Here is a 21,114-nt window from a genome sequence, read left to right on the forward strand (position 1 = left end):
ATAGAAAATATTTATGGAATTGTTCAAATGCTGACATCTTTAAGGCAAACGATATGAAATATTTAAGTATAATTTTCTTTTTTTTGACGCTTTCAGTTCATAGTCAAACTGCTCTGGTGAAGTTGTCCGTTATAGATCAACAAACTCAAAGTACCCTTGATTCTGTACAATTTATATTTTCCAATCAAGATGGACAATCCTTGGTGTCGGGCATGATTCTCAGCGACTCTGTACTTGAAATAGAGTTGAATAATGCTGAAAAACTACAAATTTCTTTAACAAAAGAAGGATTTTATGCTTTGGATACCTTAATTGATATATCTAGATACAAGCAGAAAATAAAACGAAAAAAACTGATCCATTTGTCTTTGCCTATGGTTTTCGACGGACAGTACACAGCAGCTTTTGATATAAATGCACAGTATAAACCCGCAATTGAGTTTTCTTCTGATCGCATCAGTGTAACTGATTACGTTGTGCGAAATGAACAGGATATTTTATTATTGGCGTATCCAAAACGCTTAGAGAAATCAAGTGAACTCATTTGGTTTAAAAATGAGGTATTATATGCTAAAATAAAGGCGCCTGCTGGAACTTATCAATTGGATGTAGATTATCAGAATAAGATTTATTTGCGTACAAAATATTCAGATTACTTGGTGAATGTAAATGAGGATTTAACGATTTCACCGATAGAAAAAGGGTATTATCAACAATATTTGGCGCCTATTATAGATACAAATCGTGCGAATCAATTGTTTTTTGATAATTACCAATATCATTATCCAGCCTTTGATTTTTTTAAAGTGAATTTATTAGACACCCAGCATGTCTTGCTACATAGTGTTGTAGATGATGAAATGATGGAGCACTACAGGGCTGAATATAAATGGGCGGACGTACGCACGAAATTATGGGCTTGGGATAAAGAAAGTGAAACAGGAATCGATCGTGAAATTTGGATTGGAGCGAATGTTTTTGCACATTCTATTTATTACGAAGACACTTATGGTGAGTTGTTTGTGCTTGATGATGAGGTTGTTGTGTTCGATTTCTACACAGATTATTTGTATTTTTATCATCAACGGACAGGAGAGGCTATAGACAGTGTTTTAATAAATTTTCATAAAAATTCGCGACAGCATGAGTGGGAAAGGCGAGTGGTTCAAGATCCAATTACAAAAAAGATATATACTTTTTATGATGATGGTGGATATTTAGATGTTTTTGAAATCAATATGTCTACTGGAGAACTGAAAACAGCATTTACTCTTTTTTATAGATACGCTGAGAATATTCAAATTTATAATGATAGAATTTATTACGTTTATAGACCTTTTGAAAGTCTTCAAAAGAAATATCTCTACAGTGAAGATTTAAGTAATGAAAATCGAGATCTTTCAGGTCAAAATAGGTTTGAAAACTCCTTTTCAAAGTGAAAAACATTGTATAATACAGATTAAGTTACAATTTCACTTATTTAGTCTCACACTCCTGAGCAATTTCGTGTAGCATTTCAGTTTGAATATCATGTTTCCCGTCAAACGTTTTTATTTGAATATTAAAGTTTTGAGCGGCAAAAACCTGTTGTACTTCATCGTGCTTTCCATCAAAAAAGGGATCTTCATTACCAACAACAAAGTAATTATCAGAAACGTTTAATGTATTTTCATCTGCTTCAAAGGAGATGTCTTCAGGAAAAACACTTGCCCATAATATAAAGTGGTTTGCTTTAAAGTTACCCGAATTATGCCATCTAGAGGCTGTTGCTCCACCTTGTGAGAATCCCAACAAAAAACGTTTTTTATAACTTTTTTTATTTAACAAAGTAGTAGCTAATTGATTAAGAAAAGCATGATTATCTTGAATATCGTCTTCTCGTGCTTCTTTTGTCATCCACGATGCGCCAACACGACCACTTGTTCCTTTTATATATAAACGATGGATTCCTTCAGGCGCTACGATGAAATTTTTTTCAGGATCCAAAGTATTAAATTTTCTAATAAAATAAGCTGGGAGTTGTGCATATCCATGAAGCACTATCCATATATTTTCGGCTGTTTCCTGATTCCCAAAAGTAAAGAAACGTGCTGTTTTGTTGATGTTGATTTTGTGTTCCAATTCAAATTATGATTAAAAAAAACCATGGAATATGACCTTCTATGGATTTTATGATGTTACTACTACTATTTGATCTTCCCTTGTACAGAAATTCAGTATCATAGGTGTAGAGTATGTTACTAGAACTTGTTGATCTTTCCTTGAAAATATATGTGCCATCAAAAGTAAATAGTACGTTACTACTACTCGTTGATCGGCCTTTTAAAAGATAATCTCCGTCAAGCGAATAAAGAATGTTGCTGCTACTTTTCGATCGACCTTTATATACATATTCACCATCAAAAGTGAAAAGTACGTTACTCGAACTTACTGAGTTTCCCTTGTATAAATAAAGACCATCCCATGTAAATAATATGTTACTACTGCTTGTCGTTCTTCCTTTTAAAATATGTGATTTCATAATTACCTTTGTGTTTGAATTTCTGAAATATAACAAGTTTACAGTGCAACAACTTTTTATTTTATTCTTAATGAAAGAATATGCTCATCAGCTAAAAAGCCATTCAGTTGATCTCCTATTTTAACTGGTCCTACTCCTTCTGGTGTTCCAGTAAATATTAAGTCTCCTATTTTTAAGGTCATAAATTGTGAAACATAAGCAATAATTTTATCGACAGTAAAAATCATATCACTGCTGTTTGCTTGTTGAACAATTTCCCCATTTTTTTCCAATCGGAAATCTATATTTTGAATATTTTTATCTTTCAAGCTCAAAAATGTTTTACTTAAAGGAGCACTGTGTTCAAAGGCTTTTGCTATTTCCCATGGATGACCTTTTTCTTTGCATATTTTTTGAATATCTCGTGCTGTAAAATCGATTCCTAATCCTACTTCATCATAATATTGGCTAGCATATTTTTCGGCTATATTCTTCCCTAAACGATTAATTTTAATCACCAATTCGCATTCAAAGTGTAGATCTTTGGTAAAGTTTGGATAGAAAAAAGGATTATTTTTTGGCAAAATTGCTGTGTCTGGTTTTAAGAAAAAAAGCGGTACATCGGGTAGGGGAGCATTCATTTCTTTGGCATGATTAACGTAGTTTCTGCCTATACAAATAATCTTCATGATGTCTTAATTTCCAAATTTATTTTTAAGCGCTTCTAATTTATTTTCTAAACGTTGTGCTTCTCTTTCTTTTTTGATTTTTTTATCGGCTTGACGTTTGGCTTTTATTTTTTCCATTTCATTTTTTAATACAGCCTTCGTATATCTTGGAAAGTTACCGTTCATCATCCAACCATAGTAGCCTGGTTCTTTTTGGTCAACTTCCTCAATTGTTTTTCCCTTGTGTTTTCCGAAATTGTATATGGCCTTACCTTCATCATTTTCAGCTAATCTTCCTGCAAAATCAATGATTTTAAATTTATTTTGTGTTGAAAAATCAGCTAAAAAGTTTACATTGTTTTCCAAGTCTTCGTAGCGTTCAACTTGTGCTTTAAGAACCTCATAAGTTGCGATAACATCAGCTTCTGCACTATGCGCGTCAACGAGATCTTTATTACAATAAAACTTGTAGGCAGCAACCAATGTACGTTGCTCCATTTTGTGGAAAATATTTTGTACATCAACAAATTTTCTCTTACTTAAATCGAAAGGATGATTAACCCTTAGAAACTCTTCCGCCAACATTGGAATATCAAACTTGTTAGAGTTAAAGCCAGCTAGATCTGCATCTCCGATAAATGTACTGATTTGATCTGCAAGAGCTTTAAAAGTAGGCTCATCTTTAACATCCTCATTGGATATGCCATGAATTTCTGTACTTTCCTTAGATATTTCTATTTCTGGATTCACACGAAGGGTTAATTTTTTTTCTTCTCCGTTGGTGTTTATTTTAAGCATGCTCAATTCAACAATTCTGTCTTTTGAAACATCTAATCCTGTTGATTCGATATCAAATACACACAGGTCGTTCTGTAAATTTAAATTCATAGTTATTTTTATATAAAGTGATTAAGTTTTCACCTTATTATTTGTGTATGGCAAATATCATGGCTTTAGATGTAAAAAACAAGTAGAATTGACAACTTCCTGATAAACCTAAGTTTTAAACTTTAGAATCGACTCATAAACGTAACCTTTAGAAAGAAGTATCTATGGGAGTCGTGTTGCTTAAAGGTAAAACATATTGAATAATGTCTAAATTGGCTTTTATCAATTAAAGATTTTACTGAGATGTATTTCACTCAGGTAATTCTTCTTCACGAATAGCATTCTAATTAATCAAGGGACGGCATATTTTTAAGTTCTTTATCTTTCGATTTAATAACTTTTGTTTTACCCTCTTTTTCACCTTGCAATTGAATGATTACATATTGATAGGGCGCATATCTTTCTTGCTGTAAATGCGTGCCATATTTATATGCAGGACCATTCACGCCAACTTCATTTATTTTTACAGTTATTTTATTTTTTAAGATTTCATGTTCTGCAATAAATTTTTGAAGCATTTTAGATACATTTTCAGCTCTTAAATTCGCCAAGTTCATATTGTTTTTATACGTTTTGGTAGGAACTTTGGAAGCAGATGAATTCACTGTAATTTCAAAAGTTTTACGACCTTTTTCTGCTTGTTCTAATATTTCATTAAACATAACTTTAAGTCCGTCTTTTTGCGGATCAAGTTTGTTATTATTATAACCAAAATAATGCTTAATCTCTAATGGTGCGTAAACAAATGGAAGTTCTTCTTTTGGTTCGTCTTCCTTGTTTTTTTCAACGGTCATGTTGTCTAAATTGATAACAATTGATTTTTCTGTTTTGTCAAAACCATTTTCACAATCTGTCTTAAATGTTTCTCTGTGGAATTGGTTGTTTCCGTCCTCGTTATGAAAAATCATTTCGTATTCCTTACATTTCTGTAAAGTAACAAAGAATCCGCCATCTGAAGGTCTTAAGTTGATATCTCTAGAGGATGCAATTCCACAATTCAAACAGTTAATGGTAAATGAAATATCTTCTGGAAGTTTTTCGCCGTTTGATGCAATCACATTTCCAACTAATACAGTTGCATTTTCAATTCCTAAATAATCGTTTCTCACTTCATAAATGTCTTTTTCACCATAGCCATCTGGTCTAAAAGAAGTATAGTAACCTGTTAATCCATCTGCGGTTGTTGTATAATAAATATCATCACCTGTTGAGTTTAATGGAACACCTAGATTTATTGGATCACTCCAACTTTGGTCTTCTGGATTTAAAACTGAAACAAAAACATCAAATCCACCAATACTTTTTTCTCCATTATGAGAAAAGTATAGGGTTTTGTTATCTATCGAAATAAAAGGAGAATCTTCATCATAAGGTGTATTAATTGTTGGTCCTAAATTCATTGGTTGACTCCATTCACCATTGGGGAGTTTCGTTATTCTGTAGATGTCTCTTCCTCCAAATCCACCTTCTCTATCAGAGGAGAAATACTTATACCTTCCATCGGCACTTGATGTGATATGTGGTTCCCAAGCATCAGTATTTACTCCATTTAATTCAATAGGTTTTAGGTTTTCGAACTGCTGGTCTTTATATTGTGTTTCAAATATATCTCCATTCCCCGCATCATCTTTGTAAATGTAAAAAGAACGTTCATCCGCACTAACAGCAACCGTTGCTTCATTTCTTTCAGGCAGAGAAAATTCCATAACTTCTGGTTCTTCCCATTTATCAATATCTTTTCGTATAGATCGATAAACATCTTCATTGTAAAGGTTGTTTACAGGTTCTTTAATGTGTTTGTTTGAACCATCTTTTCTTAATCTTCTAGAGGTGAAGTAAAGTACCGAACCATCTAGCGAAATTATAGGTGCATAATCTGGGTATTCCGTATTTATTCCTTCCCCCAAATTAATTATTTCATATTTTCTGGGTGTTTCGAAAAAGGTTTCAGCGTTTTTACATTGTTTTAGCATCAAAGCTGTTCTAGCTTTCATTTCGTCATCTTTTGAATCTGAATCTAAATACTGCTGGTATAATTCTTTTGCTTTTTCTAATTTATTGGTAAGGTGGTATGATCTACCCAAATAATGAAAAACTTCTAAAGGCGCCGAAGTTTCTTTGGCGGACATAACATCTGTATTGACATCAGTTTTTTGCTTCGCTTTTTCAAAGTATGGAATGGCTTTTTGGAAATCAGATGTTGAATTGAAAACTGCAAATCCCATCCGGTAATTGAAATTAGCATTATCGTTTTCTTGTTTAAGGAGTTCCTCTGCAATAACGATTGATTGTTGGTAATAACCTTCTAACATTAAGAAGGTGTTTTTTTGAACGAGTTCCTTTTTATTGGCACTTTTGATAAAAGATTGAAGTTGCTCGTCAGTCATTTGTGCATTAACAGTTGTAACGCTCAAAACAAGAATTATAATAGTGTTAATTATAGTTTTCATGCAGCAAAAATAATAAAAAAAACCGTTTAAAAAATTAAACGGTTTTTTTATAGTAACGCTATTTCAGTTTATAATTTTGTATTCGGATCGAAGCTTTCTAAATACTCCGCCACACGTTTTACAAACATACCACCTAATGCACCATCTACAACTCTGTGATCATAAGAGTGAGAGAGGAACATTTTGTATCGAATGCCTATGAAATCACCTTCTGGAGTTTCAACTACAGCAGGAACTTTTCTAATTGCTCCAGTAGCCATAATTGCTACTTGTGGTTGATTAATAATAGGAGTTCCCATTACGTTTCCAAAGGTACCTACGTTCGTTAATGTGTAGGTTCCACCTTGAATTTCATCAGAAGTGAGTTTGTTATTTCGTGCTTTATTGGCTAATTCATTTACCTTTTTTGCTAAACCATAAAGGTTCATTCTGTCTGCTTGCTTTATAACAGGAACGATTAAATTTCCTGAAGGTAATGCAGCAGCCATTCCAATATTGATGTCTTTTCTCTTTATTATTTTATCTCCCTCAACACTAATGTTAATTAATGGGAAGTCTTTTATAGCTTTAGCAACTGCTTCGATGAAAACTGGAGTAAAAGTAAAGTTTTCACCTTCACGTGCTTTAAAGTCACCTTTTATTTTATTTCTCCATTTCCATATTTCAGTAACATCTGCTTCAACAAAAGATGTGACGTGCGGAGATGTGTGCTTTGAACGAACCATGTGCTCAGAAATGAGTTTTCTCATTCTGTCCATTTCAATAATTTCATCACCTTCCATTGGCGCAACAGGTGGCGCTTTTGGTGCTTCGGATTGAACTTGCTTTGCTTGTTTTAGTGCTGTTGATGTATTTGAAGTACTGGCAGCAGCTTGAGGTTGCTTTGCTCCATTTTCAATATATTCGAAAATATCTTTCTTGGTTACCCTTCCGTTTTGTCCAGAACCAGAAATGCTCTCTAATTCATCCATTCCAATACCTTCCTTTTCAGCTATACTGCGTACTAATGGAGAGTAAAACTTACCGCTCGGACCTGTTTTATCTAGGTCTGAAGAGGTTTGTACTGTTGAAACAGCATCAGTAACTGTTTTTTCAACAGCTTCTATTGAGCTTTCTTGTGAATTATTAGCTTCGTTTGCAGTCTCATTGGAAGTATTATCTACTTCACCATCAGTTGAGATGAGCGCAATAACATCTCCTACTTGTGCTACTTCGTCTACCTCAAATAATATTTTTGCTACCGTACCAGAAACTTCTGAAGGTAGCTCATTATCAACTTTATCTGTTGCCACTTCAACAAGTGGTTCGTCCATTTCTATAGTGTCTCCTACATTTTTTAACCAATTGGTAATGGTTGCTTCGGTAACACTTTCTCCCATTTTCGGGAGTCGAATTTCTACTTGTGACATATTTTTGTTTATGATATAATTATCTATAAGAGTTGCACAAAAATAATTGAATTTTCGGTTTTATCAAACCAAATGCCTTGATTTATCGGTCTAAGTTTCTCCAAAACTTGCTTATAATCTTAAGATCTGTTAGGATGGAGTAATTTCTTGCGTAGATTAGATTGAGTTTAGAAAATGTTGATCGATCACCTTTTTCTTTCATTTCTTCTGCGGGTGTAAGAATCCCTTGTTTTAACCTGGGCAAACTCCTGTGGTTTTGCTCAGCTGCTAAAGCATATCCTATCCATGTTTTTTTTCCAATAAACACGTGCCATGTATTCTTTAAAAACTGAACTTTATCACTATAAAACCAGATTGATAGGGGAGCGCATAGGAGTAAGATAAAAGCAGATATAAAATCAAAAGTTCGTTTGTTCCTTCTGTTGGCAGTAGATGAAATGTTGTCAATTTCCATCAAATAAAGATCGCCTGCTGTATCAATTGAATTACTTCCAATTAAATACGTGCTGTTGGGTTGTGCAATTTTGAATTCTATGCTACTGGCTGATGTTTTTGACATCCAATGAATAATTGTTTCGGCGCTTGTGTTTTTAGCACAAAATATTACTTCATCAATTTTATATATGTCTATAATTTGATCCAATTGATTTATCGCTCCACTGTCTTCCTCAGATTTATGTTTGTATGGGGAGACGCTAAATATTTTATTTACCTTTTGTGGTGTGTTTTTTAAAATCATTTTAACACGTTCAATTTCATCTGTTTCCCCTACAACAGCGAAGTTTTTATTTTTTACTCCCCGTAAATCAAATTTTTGCCCTATTAAATAATGTAAAGCGGTTCTGGAGAGTAAAAAGTAAACCAAAACGATTAATGCACTAATTAAAATGAAAAGCCTAGAAAACTGTAGATCTTTAGGGAGTAAAGCATATACGACTAGTATAATGATTGTTCCCACAAAGGTTCCTTTAAAAAAGGATTTTACTTTAATTGGAAAGTCATAAGAACCCGCATAGAAATTGGTGATTAACCAAGTTAAAATATAACTTGGAAGGGCGTATTTAATTACTTCTATCGGAAAATTGATTTGTTCAAGTGACCAGAGCTTTTTTAAATAGTACAAACTGATCATTAAAACGCTAAAATCTAAAACAGGAAGGAGAATACGTTTGATAAAACGACTCAAAATGGCAATCCCAGCACGAAAATAAATAGCTAAATTGATGAAAAATGAAAATAACTTTGCGTTTTTCTGAGAAAAATGTTTTTCTGCAAAAATTACCATTGCACGGTAAAAAACAAAAACATAATTAATACTGCTTTTTTTTGTGCTTTCACCTTTGTAATGAATAATTTGTGTTTTTGGAAAGTAATAATTTTTATATCCTCCTTTTATGATTCTATATGAAAGGTCGATGTCTTCTCCGTACATGAAAAATGCTTCGTCAAGTAATCCCACTTTGTCGAGTGCTTCTTTTCTCATAAACATAAAAGCACCACTTAATATCTCCACTTCATTGGTTTCAAATTCATCTAAAAAGCCTAAATGATACTTACCAAATGTCTTATTTTTTGGGAATAAACGAGAAAAACCAAATATTTTGTAAAAAGCAACTGCCGGGGTTGGAAGTCCTCTTTTACTTTCAGGTAAAAAGTTTCCTTTTCCGTCAATCATGTGAACTCCCAATCCTCCACCTTCAGGGTGTTGATCCATAAAGTCAATACATTTTCTAAAGGTGTCTTCTTCTACAACGGTATCTGGGTTGAGTAAAAGAATGTACCTTCCTTTTGCGACTTCCATGGCTTGGTTATTGGCTTTTGAAAAGCCGACATTGTCCTTGTTTTCTATTAACTTAACTTCCTTAAAACGTTCTTTTACCATGGCTACGGAGCCATCAATAGAATTGTTGTCAACCACGAAAACTTCTCCTTCGATGCCTTTCAATGCATCAAAAACAGAGTTTAAACATTGTTCCAGGAAGTATTCAACGTTATAATTAACGACAACAACCGATATGCTAATGTTTTTGTTTTCCAATTCTTCTTATGTAAAATGAAATCACTTTATGGCGATACATGAAATTTCAACTGAAACATCCATTGGAAGCTTCTTGACTTCTACCGTTTCTCTAGCGGGTGGTGCGGCATTAAAATATTGCGCATAAACTTCATTTACTTCTGTAAAATCGTTCATTGATTTTAAAAAAATACTACACTTTATAATGTCAGACATTTCGAGCCCTGCTGTTTCAACTAAAGCTTTTATATTTTCCATTACCTGTTGTGTTGCCACTTTGATATTGTGATTTTGTAAAACACCTGTCTTTGGATCAATTGGTATTTGACCGCTGACATATAAAGTATCATTTTTCAAAACTGCTTGACTGTATGGACCAATTGGTTGAGGTGCATTTGGAATGGTAATCACTTTTTTCATATCAACAATTCATGGTTTTTCACAAGTTTAATAATTTTGATTGATTTTAGGTAGGCATATATGAAAATTATATGAATGTGATTCAATAAAAAAGCTGTTCTAGAATTCTAGAACAGCTTTTAAATTTAAGGATGTGTTTCGACGAATTAATTTTCGCCTAAGTCACATTATTTTTTATCATCTTCTACTTCCTCAAAGTCTACATCTGTAACCTCGTCGTCAGCTGTGTTTTCTCCGCCAGCTGCTCCTTGGTCTGCTCCAGCTGCACCTCCTTGATTAGCACCTTCTTGTTGATACATCTCTTGTGAAGCCGCTTGGAACACAGTGTTTAACTTTTCCGATGCAGTGTTGATTTTATCAATATCTTTTGCTTCATATGCTGATTTTAACTCAGCTAAGGCATCTTCGATTGGTTTTTTCTTCTCTGCTGGAATTTTATCTCCGTATTCTTTCAATTGACGCTCAGTTTGGAAAATTTGAGAATCTGCTTTGTTGATTGTTTCAATCTCTTCTCTCTTTTTCTTATCTGCTTCCTCGTTCGCCTCAGCTTCGTTTTTCATTCTTTCGATTTCTTCCTCGCTTAGACCTGAAGACGCCTCAATCTTAATTGATTGCTCTTTTCCAGTTCCTTTATCTTTTGCAGAAATGTTCATGATTCCGTTTGCATCGATATCGAAAATCACCTCAATTTGAGGCTCTCCTCTTCGTGCTGGTGGAATATCTGTCAATTGGAAACGACCTAATGTCTTGTTGTCATTTGCCATTGAACGCTCACCTTGCAATACGTGGATGTCAACCGATGGTTGATTGTCTGCCGCTGTAGAGAATATCTGAGATTTTTTCGTTGGAATCGTTGTATTTGCATCGATTAATTTCGTCATTACTCCTCCCATAGTTTCAATTCCTAATGAAAGTGGAATAACGTCAAGTAACAATACATCTTTAACTTCTCCAGTTAAAACTCCTCCTTGAATCGCTGCACCAATTGCAACTACCTCATCTGGGTTAACTCCTTTTGAAGGATCTTTCTTGAACAAGTTCTTAACTGCATCCTGAATCATAGGAATACGTGTAGAACCTCCAACTAAAATCACCTCGTCGATATCGTTTGTTGATAATCCAGCACTTTCTAAAGCTCTACGACATGGTGCTATAGTTGCTTCTACGATGTCTGAAATCAATTGTTCAAACTTAGAACGTTGTAATGTTCTTACCAAGTGTTTTGGTACACCATCTACTGGCATAATGTAAGGCAAGTTAATTTCTGTTGATGAAGCTGATGAAAGTTCAATTTTTGCTTTCTCTGCTGCTTCTTTCAAACGTTGAAGTGCCATTGGATCTTTTCTCAAGTCAATTCCTTCGTCGTTTTTAAATTCTTCAGCCAACCATTTAATGATTACCTCATCTACGTCATCACCACCTAATTGTGTGTCTCCATCCGTAGCCAAAACCTCAAATACTCCATCTCCTAATTCAAGGATAGACATATCGAAAGTACCTCCACCAAAGTCAAATACTGCCACTTTTTGGTCAACATTCTTTTTATCTAATCCGTAAGCCAATGCTGCTGCTGTTGGCTCGTTGATAATTCTTTTAATCGTTAAACCAGCAATTTCACCAGCTTCTTTCGTTGCTTGACGTTGCGAGTCATTAAAGTAAGCAGGAACAGTAACTACTGCTTCTGTAACTTCTTGTCCTAAATAGTCTTCAGCAGTTTTCTTCATTTTCTGAAGTACCATTGCTGAAATTTCTTGTGGTGTATATGTACGGTCGTCGATCTTAACACGTGGCGTGTTATTGTCTCCTTTTACTACTTCGTAAGACATTCTTCCATCTTCGTTGTTCACTTCATCATAAGTTACCCCCATGAATCTTTTGATTGAAGAAACTGTCTTTTGTGGATTTGTAATGGCTTGACGTTTTGCTGGATCTCCAACTTTACGTTCACCTCCTTCCACAAATGCAACAATTGAAGGTGTCGTACGTTTTCCTTCTGCGTTTGTAATTACTACTGGCTCGTTACCTTCCATTACGGAAACGCAAGAGTTGGTAGTACCTAAGTCAATTCCAATTATTTTTCCCATATCAGTTTTTGTTTTTTCTAATTTTAATTTTTAAACTCATTCTGCCTTAATCAATCCTTGTGCCACTAGCTTTTTCTACAATTTATGTTGCATTTTGTCATATTTAACGTATTAGTAATGAATTATAACTGACATCTTGTCTTAAAACTGTCAGGATTTAAAAACCTCTTGTTGACGTATAGCGTTTTTTCATTTGTTTTAATTATATTTAGGGTTATGTTAAGGTATATGCTATTACTTATTATGTCGTTTGTCATCTTGAATTCGAAAAGTCAGGAGGTGACACATATTCATTCAGTTCATTATTCATTCATTGAGAATAAAGGACAGTGGGGAGAGGAAGTTTTGTTCCAAAAGAAAATTAACGGAGGAAATATGTGGATCGAACAAGGTCGGGTTTTATTTCAACTTCAAGATTATTCAAAATTACAAGCCGCTCATTTTTCTAATTCTAAATTTTCAGATGAATTAACTTTTCGTGAACAATTGGTGGAGTTAAAATTCAAAAATGCTCTTAACGTTTCTCAAATTGAGACAAAAGGAAAAACAAACCATTATTATAATTACTTTTTAGGAAACAACAAAGCAAATTGGGCTTCTGATGTGCGCGGTTATAATGAGTTTACAATGAAGAACTTATACGCTGGTGTCGATTTGCGTTTTCTTGAACAAGAAAATGAAATAAAATACGAGTTTATATTATCTCCCAATGCTGACCCAAATAAAATTCAATTAGAATATGGTAATCATACTGATTTAAAAATTGACAGAAAAGGCAATCTAATTATTAAAACAGAACTTGGAGAAATTATTGAAAAAAAGCCATATACGTATCAAATAGTCAACGGAAAGATAGTTGAAGTTTCGTGTGCATTTCAATTAAATGATAATGTGGTTACTTTTGAATTAGGTGAATATAATCCAAGGGTCAAATTAATTATTGATCCCACTTTAGTATTTGCAACCTATAACGCAGCTATTTCTGATAATTTTGGAATGACAGCAACCTATGGTTATGATGGCTCTGCATTTACGGGCGGAACAATTTATGGAAATTCGCATCCTATGCCTGACCCAAATGTATTTGATCCTAATTCAAATATGACTGTTGTCAATGTAAATATAGTTACTACAGATGCTTTTATTGTAAAATATAATGAAGATGGATCTACAATGCAGTGGGCAACATTTTATGGAGGAGGTGATAATTCTAAAGGAACAGATGTTCCACATTCTCTAATTTGTGATCAGGATAATAATGTTTATGTTTTCGGATCAACTTCCTCGTTAGATTTTCCTACACAAAACGCAATTCAATCTTCTTTTGCTGGAGGAACACCTTTTACTGTTACCTACAATGGTATAAATTATGGAGCTGAGGGGACCGATATTTATGTTTCAAAATTTAGTGCAAATGGTCATAATTTATTGGGGTCAACCTATCTTGGAGGAAGTGAAAATGATGGTATAAATTACATTGTTAGTGCTGGGAATTATGGCGTAGCAAGTGCTTACGACAGTTTAACAATGAATTATGGGGATCAATTTAGGGGTGAGATCATGTTAGATTCTGTGAATAACATTCTTGTAGGTTCTGCAACAAGATCTGCTGATTTTCCAACCTTAAATCCTTTTCAACCTGCATTAGGAGGGCAACAAGATGGTGTGATATTCAAATTGAAGAATGACTTTTCGAGTCTTTTGTTTTCTAGTTTTTACGGTGGGTCAGAGGCTGATGCGATTTATTCAACCAAAATTGATTCGAGTCAGAATATTGTTTTTGCAGGAGGAACCGCCTCTAATGATTTGGATATTACTACAGGAGCGTATCAATCAACAAATCTTGGTGGAGTGGCAGAAGGCTTTATAGGTAAACTTTCAACTGATGGATTGAGCTTAATGCATTCCACTTACATTGGAACCTCAGATTATGATCAGGTGTTTTTTGTTGAGATTGATCGATTAGATAATGTCTTTGTTCTAGGGCAGAGTAATGGCGGATTGTTCCCCGTCAATAATGCGAATTTTTCAAATCCAGGATCGAGTCAGTTTATAGCTAAATTAGATCCAAGCTTAGGAAGTATTTCGGGATCAACGGTCTTTGGAAGTGGAAGCCCTATTTTTGATTTGTCACCTTCTGCTTTTTTAGTTGATATTTGCGGAAATATGTATGTATCGGGTTGGGGAGGAAGTGTTCTTCAGGGAGCACCACAAATGACCGGAATGGCCGTTACTCCAAATGCATTTCAAAGTAATCCGCAAAGTGGATATGATTTTTATTTAATGGTTGTTGAACGTGATTTTAACAGTTTACTTTACGGAACTTATTTGGGAAGTAGATCTTCTAGCGAACATGTAGATGGCGGAACAAGTAGATTCGATAAAAACGGTGTTGTTTATCAAGGAGTTTGTGGTGGTTGTGGAGGTTTTAGTGATTTTCCAACTACTCCTGGTGCTTGGTCAAATCAAAATTTAGCAAACAACTGTAATGCCCTAACTTTTAAATTTGATTTTAATCTTATTCCGAATGCTGAATTTACGACAGATAATACAATCGGTTGCTCTCCATTTACTGTCAATTTTGAAAACTTCTCTTCAGATTCAGATCGTTATATATGGGATTTTGGCAATGGAAACTTAGATTCTACAACTTACGAACCACAAGTTACCTATACTACACCAGGAAGTTACGAGGTGATGCTTACGGTAACGGATTCAATATGTTTGATTACTGACACTGCTTTTATAACTATTGAGGTTTATCCTGAACTTGAATTGGAAAGTATTGCAGATATTAGTCTTTGCGAACCTCAAGTAATAACATTAACTGCAGATGCGAATGGAACAGCAAATACTTTTATTTGGTCATCAGATGCCAACTTTTCTGATACGCTGAATAACTCAATAGCAGACTCTACAGTCACAATTAATACACCAACTGAAGGGTATTATTATATTTCAGTGGCTAATAATGGCTGTGAAGTGATTGACAGTGTGGCGGTTAATTTTACAAGTGCAAGTCTTGAGCTAACAGGTGAAACCAATTTATGTTTGAATGATGAAACCACCATTTCAGCAATGAGTAACAATCCATTGATAAGCTATACTAATTTCGATTGGAGTCCAGATTCAGTAATTGTTTCCGGAGACGGAACCTCAACTGTAGTTGTTCGACCTACTTCTACGCAGTATCTGTATGTATATGCAACTGCGAGTAATGGATGTAATTTTTTAGACTCAATTTTGATTTCTGTAAGTGATATCGATGAAACTTCCGTTATCGCTACCGCTTCAGAATCGAGTGTACCTGTTGGAGGAGAGGTGGAACTTTCTGCTGAACCGAGTGGTTATAACTATACTTGGATTCCAGATGAAAGTATTGAGCAACCATACAGTCAAGAAACAACAACAACGATATACGAATCAACCGATTTTTTAGTTTTCGTTTCTGATGGGATATGTACAAAATCGGCTTCTGTATCCGTAAAAGCTTATCCTTATGTATGCGATGAACCGTTTATTTTTGTTCCCAATGCTTTTTCACCTAATGGTGATGGAAAAAATGATGTATTGAGGTTAAGAAGTGCAGTTGTGGCAGATGTTATTTTTCGTATTTATGATCGATGGGGTGAGTTGGTATATGAGACCAATACCATGCATGGAGGTTGGGATGGAACTTTTAGAGGTAAACGATTAGATCCAGATGTTTATGATTATTATTTGGAAGGGCACTGTATTGATGGTCAAGAATTTTTGAAAAAAGGTAATATTACGTTAATTAGATAATTGAAAGCAATTAAATACATATTGTTTTTTTTGATATGCGCCCATTTCACTTATGGTCAGGATATTCATTGGTCTCAGTTTGATCACAATCCAGTATTTCAAAACCCTGCCAATGTTGGTCGATTTCAAGGAGATTATCGAATTCATGCCAATTATCGAGATCAATGGAGAAATGTAACGGTACCTTTCCAAACACTTTCCATTACTGGCGAGGCAAAACAGTTGTATAAAGATTTTAATTTAGGAGCTGTTTTCATGAATGATGTGGTTGGAGATGGATCTTTTCGAACGATTGAATTTATTCCTTCTGTTTCATATACTTATCAATTAACAGCAGATTCTACCCATTTATTAAGGCCTGCACTGCAAGTTGGAGTTAATTTTCGTTCTTTAGATGCAACCGCATTTAATTTCGATAGTCAATGGAATGGTCAGCAATTTGACCCTACTTTACCGACTAATGAAAGTTTTCAGACCCAAAAGAAGACAAATTTTACATGGGGAGTCGGTGCTGCTTATGAATATCAAAGAGGCAAACGTGAACGATTTATTGCAGGAATCGGGTTGTTTAATATTAATCGACCCAATCAAGGATTTTTTGGGGATAAAGTAAGGCGAGATATGCGGTTCAACCTCTTTGCTCAAGCAGAATATAAAATTGGGTTTGATTGGGATATTTTACCAAGTATCCAACTTAATCTACAAGGAAAATATAGAGAATTTATAATGGGATCACAGGTTCGCTATATTTTGATAGATCGCATGGGAGAGTATCGCGCAATTTTAGGAGGTTTATATATGAGGAGCAGTGATGCTTTTTATCTAACAGCAGGTATGGAATATCAAAACTGGTGGGCAGGATTATCATACGACATTAATTTTTCAAAATTGACACCAGCAAGTAGAGCGCGTGGTGGTTTAGAACTCAGTATTCGCTATATTTTTACGCGTTTTAATCCAAAAAACATAAAACATAGGGTATGTCCAGACTATATTTAATTTTGTCATTTGTACTTATTGGTTGCTCTGTTAATGCCCAACAAGATTTAAAAAGGTATCTTACGTTTGCCCAAGAAAAATATCAAGATGGCGATTATGTATATGCACTTCAATATTACAAGAAAGCCCTGCAAATTGATTCAAATAGTATTGACATCCTTTGGCAGTATGCAGAAACCTTACGCGCCTACAAAGATTATCCTAAGGCTGCGTATTATTATGGAAAGGTATATGAGAGAGAAGGTGCAGAACTTTATCCATATAGTCTGCTGTATTATGGTTTAATGTTGAAGCAATGTGCTCGATATGATGAAGCATTAACTGTTTTTAAAAAAGCAAAAAAAACATACCGTAGAGATAGAAGAGGGTATCTTTATCGCAAAAGTAGAACAGAGGCACAATCATGTGTTTGGGCAAAGTCTAACCAAGGAGACTCTACAGATCATATTTTTGAAGCGCTTCCGAGTCACATCAATACTCCTAATGCTGAATTTGGTCATCGTTTAATTAATAATCATTTATTTTTCTCCTCTTTACGAGCAGATTCAATAAGTGCTGAAGAAGAGGTATACGACCCAACATATAGCACACATCTTTACAAATCGAAATTACAAGATAGTACGTTTAAAGAAGAAGAAATCATTGAGGACCTAAATTGGACAGATGCACATTCTGGTAATGGAACCTTTAGTTTAGATAAAAAACGTTTTTATTTTAGTTATTGTTCAGATAATGGAAACAATTATAAATGTAGGATATTAGTAGCGTATGTAGAGGGGGATCGCTTTGTAGATATTGATACATTAGGGAACATTATTAATCATGAAAATGCGAATACTACAATGCCATTTATTACAGAATGGGAGGGAGGTGAAGTACTGTTTTATGCTTCCGACCGTGAAGGTGGAAAGGGTGGAATGGATATTTGGTATAGTTTTATTAAGGATGGGAATCAATTTAGAAAACCACGAAATGTGAAACGAATCAATACAATGGACAATGAGCTTTCTCCTTTTTTTGATGGTGAGTCACAAACACTTTACTTTAGTAGCTCTTGGTATGATGGATTTGGAGGATATGATATTTTTAAATCTAAATATAATAATTCATTCTCAGCTCCTGAAAACATGATGGAACCGATAAACTCACCTGCGAACGATTTATATTATTTCCAAACACCTTCCAAGGACACTGCTTTTTTTAGCTCTAATAGACTAGGAAGTAACTTTAGTAAAAACCCAACTTGCTGCAGTGATATTTTTATGGTGAGAAAAGAATTAAATGATACGCCACCTACAATTACTGAAACCTTGGAAGATTTGAATAGAAGATTACCTGTAACACTTTACTTTCATAATGATATTCCAAACCCGCGATCATGGGATACGACTTCACAAGTAGATTACATGGATAGTTATAATGATTATACAGCAATGATTGAAAAATATAAAAAAGAATACGCTTCTGGCTTAAAAGGAGAGGAGGCAGCTGATGCTAAAGATGATATTGAAGACTTTTTTATGGAATATGTTGACCAAGGTGTTAGGGATTTGAAACATTTTATAGATTTATTATTGGTTGAATTAGAAAGAGGTAGGAAAATAGAGTTGACAGTGAAGGGTTTTGCGAGTCCATTGGCTAAAACAGATTACAATGTTAATTTAACCAAGCGTAGAATTGCCTCTATGGTCAATTACTTGAGTAATTATAATAATGGCATTTTTAGAAAATACTTGAATCAAACAGCCGAAAATGGTGGTGCGATAAAAATCGTGCAAGTACCTTTTGGAGAATACGAGGCTAATCAAATTGTAAGTGATAATCCGAACGATGTAAAAAACTCTGTGTATTCTAGAGCGGCAGCTATAGAGAGAAAAATTGAGATCCAAAGTGTGGATATTGATGCTGATGGTCGTTAGGGCGTTTGGTATGGGCGATTTGGTAAGGGCGATTTGCAAATCGCCCATACCAAACGCCACATTATCTTACGATTCAACCTTTTTTAAATCCATTTCACAAACGGGACACTGTCCTGGCTCTTCGTATGTTTTACCTTCTTCACAATCCATTGGGCATTGGTAAACTTCACTGTTGGCTGTTTGTTCTTCAGCTTCAGTTGTAGCTGTTTCACTACCACATGCTGTAAACATCATTCCCGATAGGAAAAATGCTCCTGTAGCCATTAAAATTTTCACTTTTTTCATAATCTTCACTTTTATTGTATGGTTAATATGCTTTAAATTTACTTTAAACATTTGAAATAATCAAATGGTTCCTGACAATCATTGCATTGGTAATGCGCTTTACATGCTGTAGAACCAAATTGAGAAACTAGGCGTGTGTTTTTAGATTTACATCTTGGACAAGGAATTAATGGCTTTTCACCAAAAAGAACAGATTTGTCTCCTTCGTCTTGTGGTGGAGTAATTCCGTATTCTTCAAGTTTCTTTCTACCGTTTTCGCTCAACCAATCTGTGGTCCAAGCAGGAGAAAGTACGAGTTCAACTTCTGTTTCCAGTCCTTCTTTTGAAAGTCTCGCTTTGATATCATCTTCAATGACCTGCATCGCTGGACAACCAGTATAAGTTGGTGTAATGATAATTTTCCATTGCTTATCACCAAGCTGAACAACATCACGAACAACCCCAAGATCCACAACTGTTAAAACTGGAACCTCAGGATCTGTAACGTCCTCCAACATTTCCCAAATATCTTCTACTGTCATAATAATTACGAATTACGAATTACGAATGTTTGAATTACGAATTACGAATGGGTAAACTACATAATTCGTAATTCAAACATTCGTTATTCGTAATTAATTTACCATTCCATCCCTGGATATGTTCTCTGCATATATTGCAATTCGGCCAATAAATAACCCAAATGTTCAGAGTGAATTCCTTTTCTTCCGCCATCGAGTTGCCATCTTTTTCTGGAAGGACTAATGTCGCTTCTTCCAAAACAGCAGCTATACTTTTTTCGTAGGCTATTCTATAATCCTTTACGTTAGGAATAATTCCTTCTTTTATAAGAATTTCATCCACTTCGTCTTGGAAAAAAAGTTCTTCCGTAAATCGAGACAAGTCAGTTACAGATTCTTGAACACGTTCATGTGATTCTTCTGTACCATCTCCCAAACGAATCATCCATTCACTCGAATGTTTCAAATGGTATTTAATCTCCTTTAAAGTCTTAGTTGCAATTGCAGCAATCCTTTCATCTTTACTTTTGCTTAGACCTTCGTAAAGCAAGTGCTCAAAATGATCAAAGAAGAATTGACGTGTAATGGTTTTTCCGAAATCACCATTCGTTTGCTCTACTAAAAGAACATTTTTGTATTCTTTTTCTAATCTCAAGAAAGCCAAATCATCTTCGGTTCTTCCTTTTCCTTCAACCTCTGCTGCGTATTTATATAATTCTGTTGCCTGACCAATTAAGTCAAGCGAAATATTGGTTAACGCGATGTCTTCCTCTAAAATTGGACCGTGTCCACACCATTCAGATAAACGGTGACCTAGAATTAAACTGTCATCGGCATTGCGCAATAAATATTCAAATAATGCTTCTTGTTTTGTCATTTTTCTGGCTTACATGTGTTTTATTCCGTCTGGAACTTCGTAAAAAGTTGGGTGACGATATGCTTTTGAATTCGCTGGTTCAAATAAAGGTCCAGCCTCAGAAGGATCTGATGCAAATACATTTTTCGATTCTACAACCCAAATACTAACACCTTCGCTTCGTCGTGTGTAAACGTCACGTGCATTGTTAATTGCCATTTCTTCGTCTGCAGCGCGCAAACTGCCTGCATGTTTGTGACTCAACCCTTGTTTACTTCGGATAAATACTTCCCAAAGTGGCCATTCTTTTTTACTCATAATTTCTTTCTTTAT

17 protein-coding genes are annotated in these 21,114 nt (G+C 34.6%); 4 read left to right on the forward strand and 13 right to left on the reverse strand.

What is annotated here, in order from left to right:
* Positions 1 to 53: 53 nt before the first annotated feature.
* Positions 54 to 1,439 (forward strand): hypothetical protein, encoded by a 1,386-nt coding sequence (locus CW751_RS09910; protein WP_101334851.1) that lies wholly within the window; start codon positions 54 to 56, stop codon positions 1,437 to 1,439.
* Positions 1,440 to 1,476: 37 nt separating this feature from the next.
* Here the strand turns inward: CW751_RS09910 and CW751_RS09915 are convergent, their stop codons facing one another.
* The 9 genes from CW751_RS09915 to dnaK form a co-directional block, all read right to left on the reverse strand.
* On the reverse strand, positions 1,477 to 2,121 hold the full coding sequence (locus tag CW751_RS09915; RefSeq protein WP_101334852.1) for an alpha/beta hydrolase: 645 nt from the start codon (positions 2,119 to 2,121) through the stop codon (positions 1,477 to 1,479).
* Between the two features lies 1 nt (position 2,122).
* Positions 2,123 to 2,521: a hypothetical protein gene (locus tag CW751_RS09920; RefSeq protein ID WP_101334853.1), complete on the reverse strand. Its 399-nt coding sequence runs from the start codon at positions 2,519 to 2,521 to the stop codon at positions 2,123 to 2,125.
* 56 nt (positions 2,522 to 2,577) lie between these two features.
* Entirely contained in the window at positions 2,578 to 3,189 is a 612-nt protein-coding gene (locus CW751_RS09925) for a fumarylacetoacetate hydrolase family protein (RefSeq protein WP_101334854.1), read from the reverse strand.
* A 6-nt stretch (positions 3,190 to 3,195) separates the two neighbouring features.
* The gene (locus tag CW751_RS09930) at positions 3,196 to 4,056 is read right to left on the reverse strand and encodes a 3'-5' exonuclease (protein ID WP_101334855.1); all 861 of its coding nucleotides are present in this window, start codon (positions 4,054 to 4,056) and stop codon (positions 3,196 to 3,198) included.
* A gap of 287 nt (positions 4,057 to 4,343) precedes the next feature.
* Complete coding sequence (locus tag CW751_RS09935) at positions 4,344 to 6,506, reverse strand: PD40 domain-containing protein (protein ID WP_101334856.1); 2,163 nt, start codon at positions 6,504 to 6,506, stop codon at positions 4,344 to 4,346.
* Between the two features lie 68 nt (positions 6,507 to 6,574).
* A complete protein-coding gene (locus tag CW751_RS09940) occupies positions 6,575 to 7,915 on the reverse strand; it encodes a dihydrolipoamide acetyltransferase family protein (RefSeq protein WP_101334857.1) in 1,341 nt (446 codons plus the stop codon).
* 82 nt (positions 7,916 to 7,997) lie between these two features.
* The gene (locus CW751_RS09945; RefSeq protein ID WP_101334858.1) at positions 7,998 to 9,953 is read right to left on the reverse strand and encodes a glycosyltransferase family 2 protein; all 1,956 of its coding nucleotides are present in this window, start codon (positions 9,951 to 9,953) and stop codon (positions 7,998 to 8,000) included.
* 21 nt (positions 9,954 to 9,974) lie between these two features.
* Positions 9,975 to 10,352, reverse strand: coding sequence for a RidA family protein (locus CW751_RS09950; RefSeq protein ID WP_101334859.1), 378 nt, complete (start codon positions 10,350 to 10,352; stop codon positions 9,975 to 9,977).
* Positions 10,353 to 10,519: 167 nt separating this feature from the next.
* The gene (gene dnaK, locus CW751_RS09955) at positions 10,520 to 12,436 is read right to left on the reverse strand and encodes a molecular chaperone DnaK (RefSeq protein ID WP_101334860.1); all 1,917 of its coding nucleotides are present in this window, start codon (positions 12,434 to 12,436) and stop codon (positions 10,520 to 10,522) included.
* 279 nt (positions 12,437 to 12,715) lie between these two features.
* On the opposite strand from dnaK, the gene CW751_RS09960 reads away from it, so the two are divergent.
* The 3 genes from CW751_RS09960 to CW751_RS09970 are packed head-to-tail and all read left to right on the forward strand — an operon-like array spanning position 12,716 to position 19,140.
* Positions 12,716 to 16,222, forward strand: coding sequence for a DUF7948 domain-containing protein (locus tag CW751_RS09960; RefSeq protein ID WP_165779281.1), 3,507 nt, complete (start codon positions 12,716 to 12,718; stop codon positions 16,220 to 16,222).
* A complete protein-coding gene (locus CW751_RS09965; protein ID WP_101334862.1) occupies positions 16,223 to 17,221 on the forward strand; it encodes a PorP/SprF family type IX secretion system membrane protein in 999 nt (332 codons plus the stop codon). It abuts the gene before it with no gap.
* Positions 17,203 to 19,140: a tetratricopeptide repeat protein gene (locus CW751_RS09970; protein ID WP_101334863.1), complete on the forward strand. Its 1,938-nt coding sequence runs from the start codon at positions 17,203 to 17,205 to the stop codon at positions 19,138 to 19,140. Before CW751_RS09965 ends, CW751_RS09970 begins: the two co-directional genes overlap by 19 nt.
* A gap of 66 nt (positions 19,141 to 19,206) precedes the next feature.
* Here the strand turns inward: CW751_RS09970 and CW751_RS15565 are convergent, their stop codons facing one another.
* From CW751_RS15565 to paaB, 4 genes are read right to left on the reverse strand one after another with little or no spacing between them, the layout of a single operon-like run.
* Entirely contained in the window at positions 19,207 to 19,425 is a 219-nt protein-coding gene (locus CW751_RS15565; protein WP_205677815.1) for a heavy metal-binding domain-containing protein, read from the reverse strand.
* Positions 19,426 to 19,463: 38 nt separating this feature from the next.
* A complete protein-coding gene (gene paaD / locus CW751_RS09980; protein ID WP_101334864.1) occupies positions 19,464 to 19,946 on the reverse strand; it encodes a 1,2-phenylacetyl-CoA epoxidase subunit PaaD in 483 nt (160 codons plus the stop codon).
* 34 nt (positions 19,947 to 19,980) lie between these two features.
* Entirely contained in the window at positions 19,981 to 20,802 is an 822-nt protein-coding gene (gene paaC, locus CW751_RS09985; RefSeq protein ID WP_449495004.1) for a 1,2-phenylacetyl-CoA epoxidase subunit PaaC, read from the reverse strand.
* Between the two features lie 9 nt (positions 20,803 to 20,811).
* Positions 20,812 to 21,099 carry a 1,2-phenylacetyl-CoA epoxidase subunit PaaB gene (gene paaB / locus CW751_RS09990; protein ID WP_101334865.1) on the reverse strand — a complete coding sequence of 96 codons (288 nt, stop codon included), beginning with the start codon at positions 21,097 to 21,099 and terminating at the stop codon, positions 20,812 to 20,814.
* Positions 21,100 to 21,114 lie beyond the last annotated feature (15 nt).

The organism is Brumimicrobium salinarum, assembly GCF_002844555.1.
Classification (GTDB): domain Bacteria; phylum Bacteroidota; class Bacteroidia; order Flavobacteriales_D; family Crocinitomicaceae; genus Brumimicrobium; species Brumimicrobium salinarum.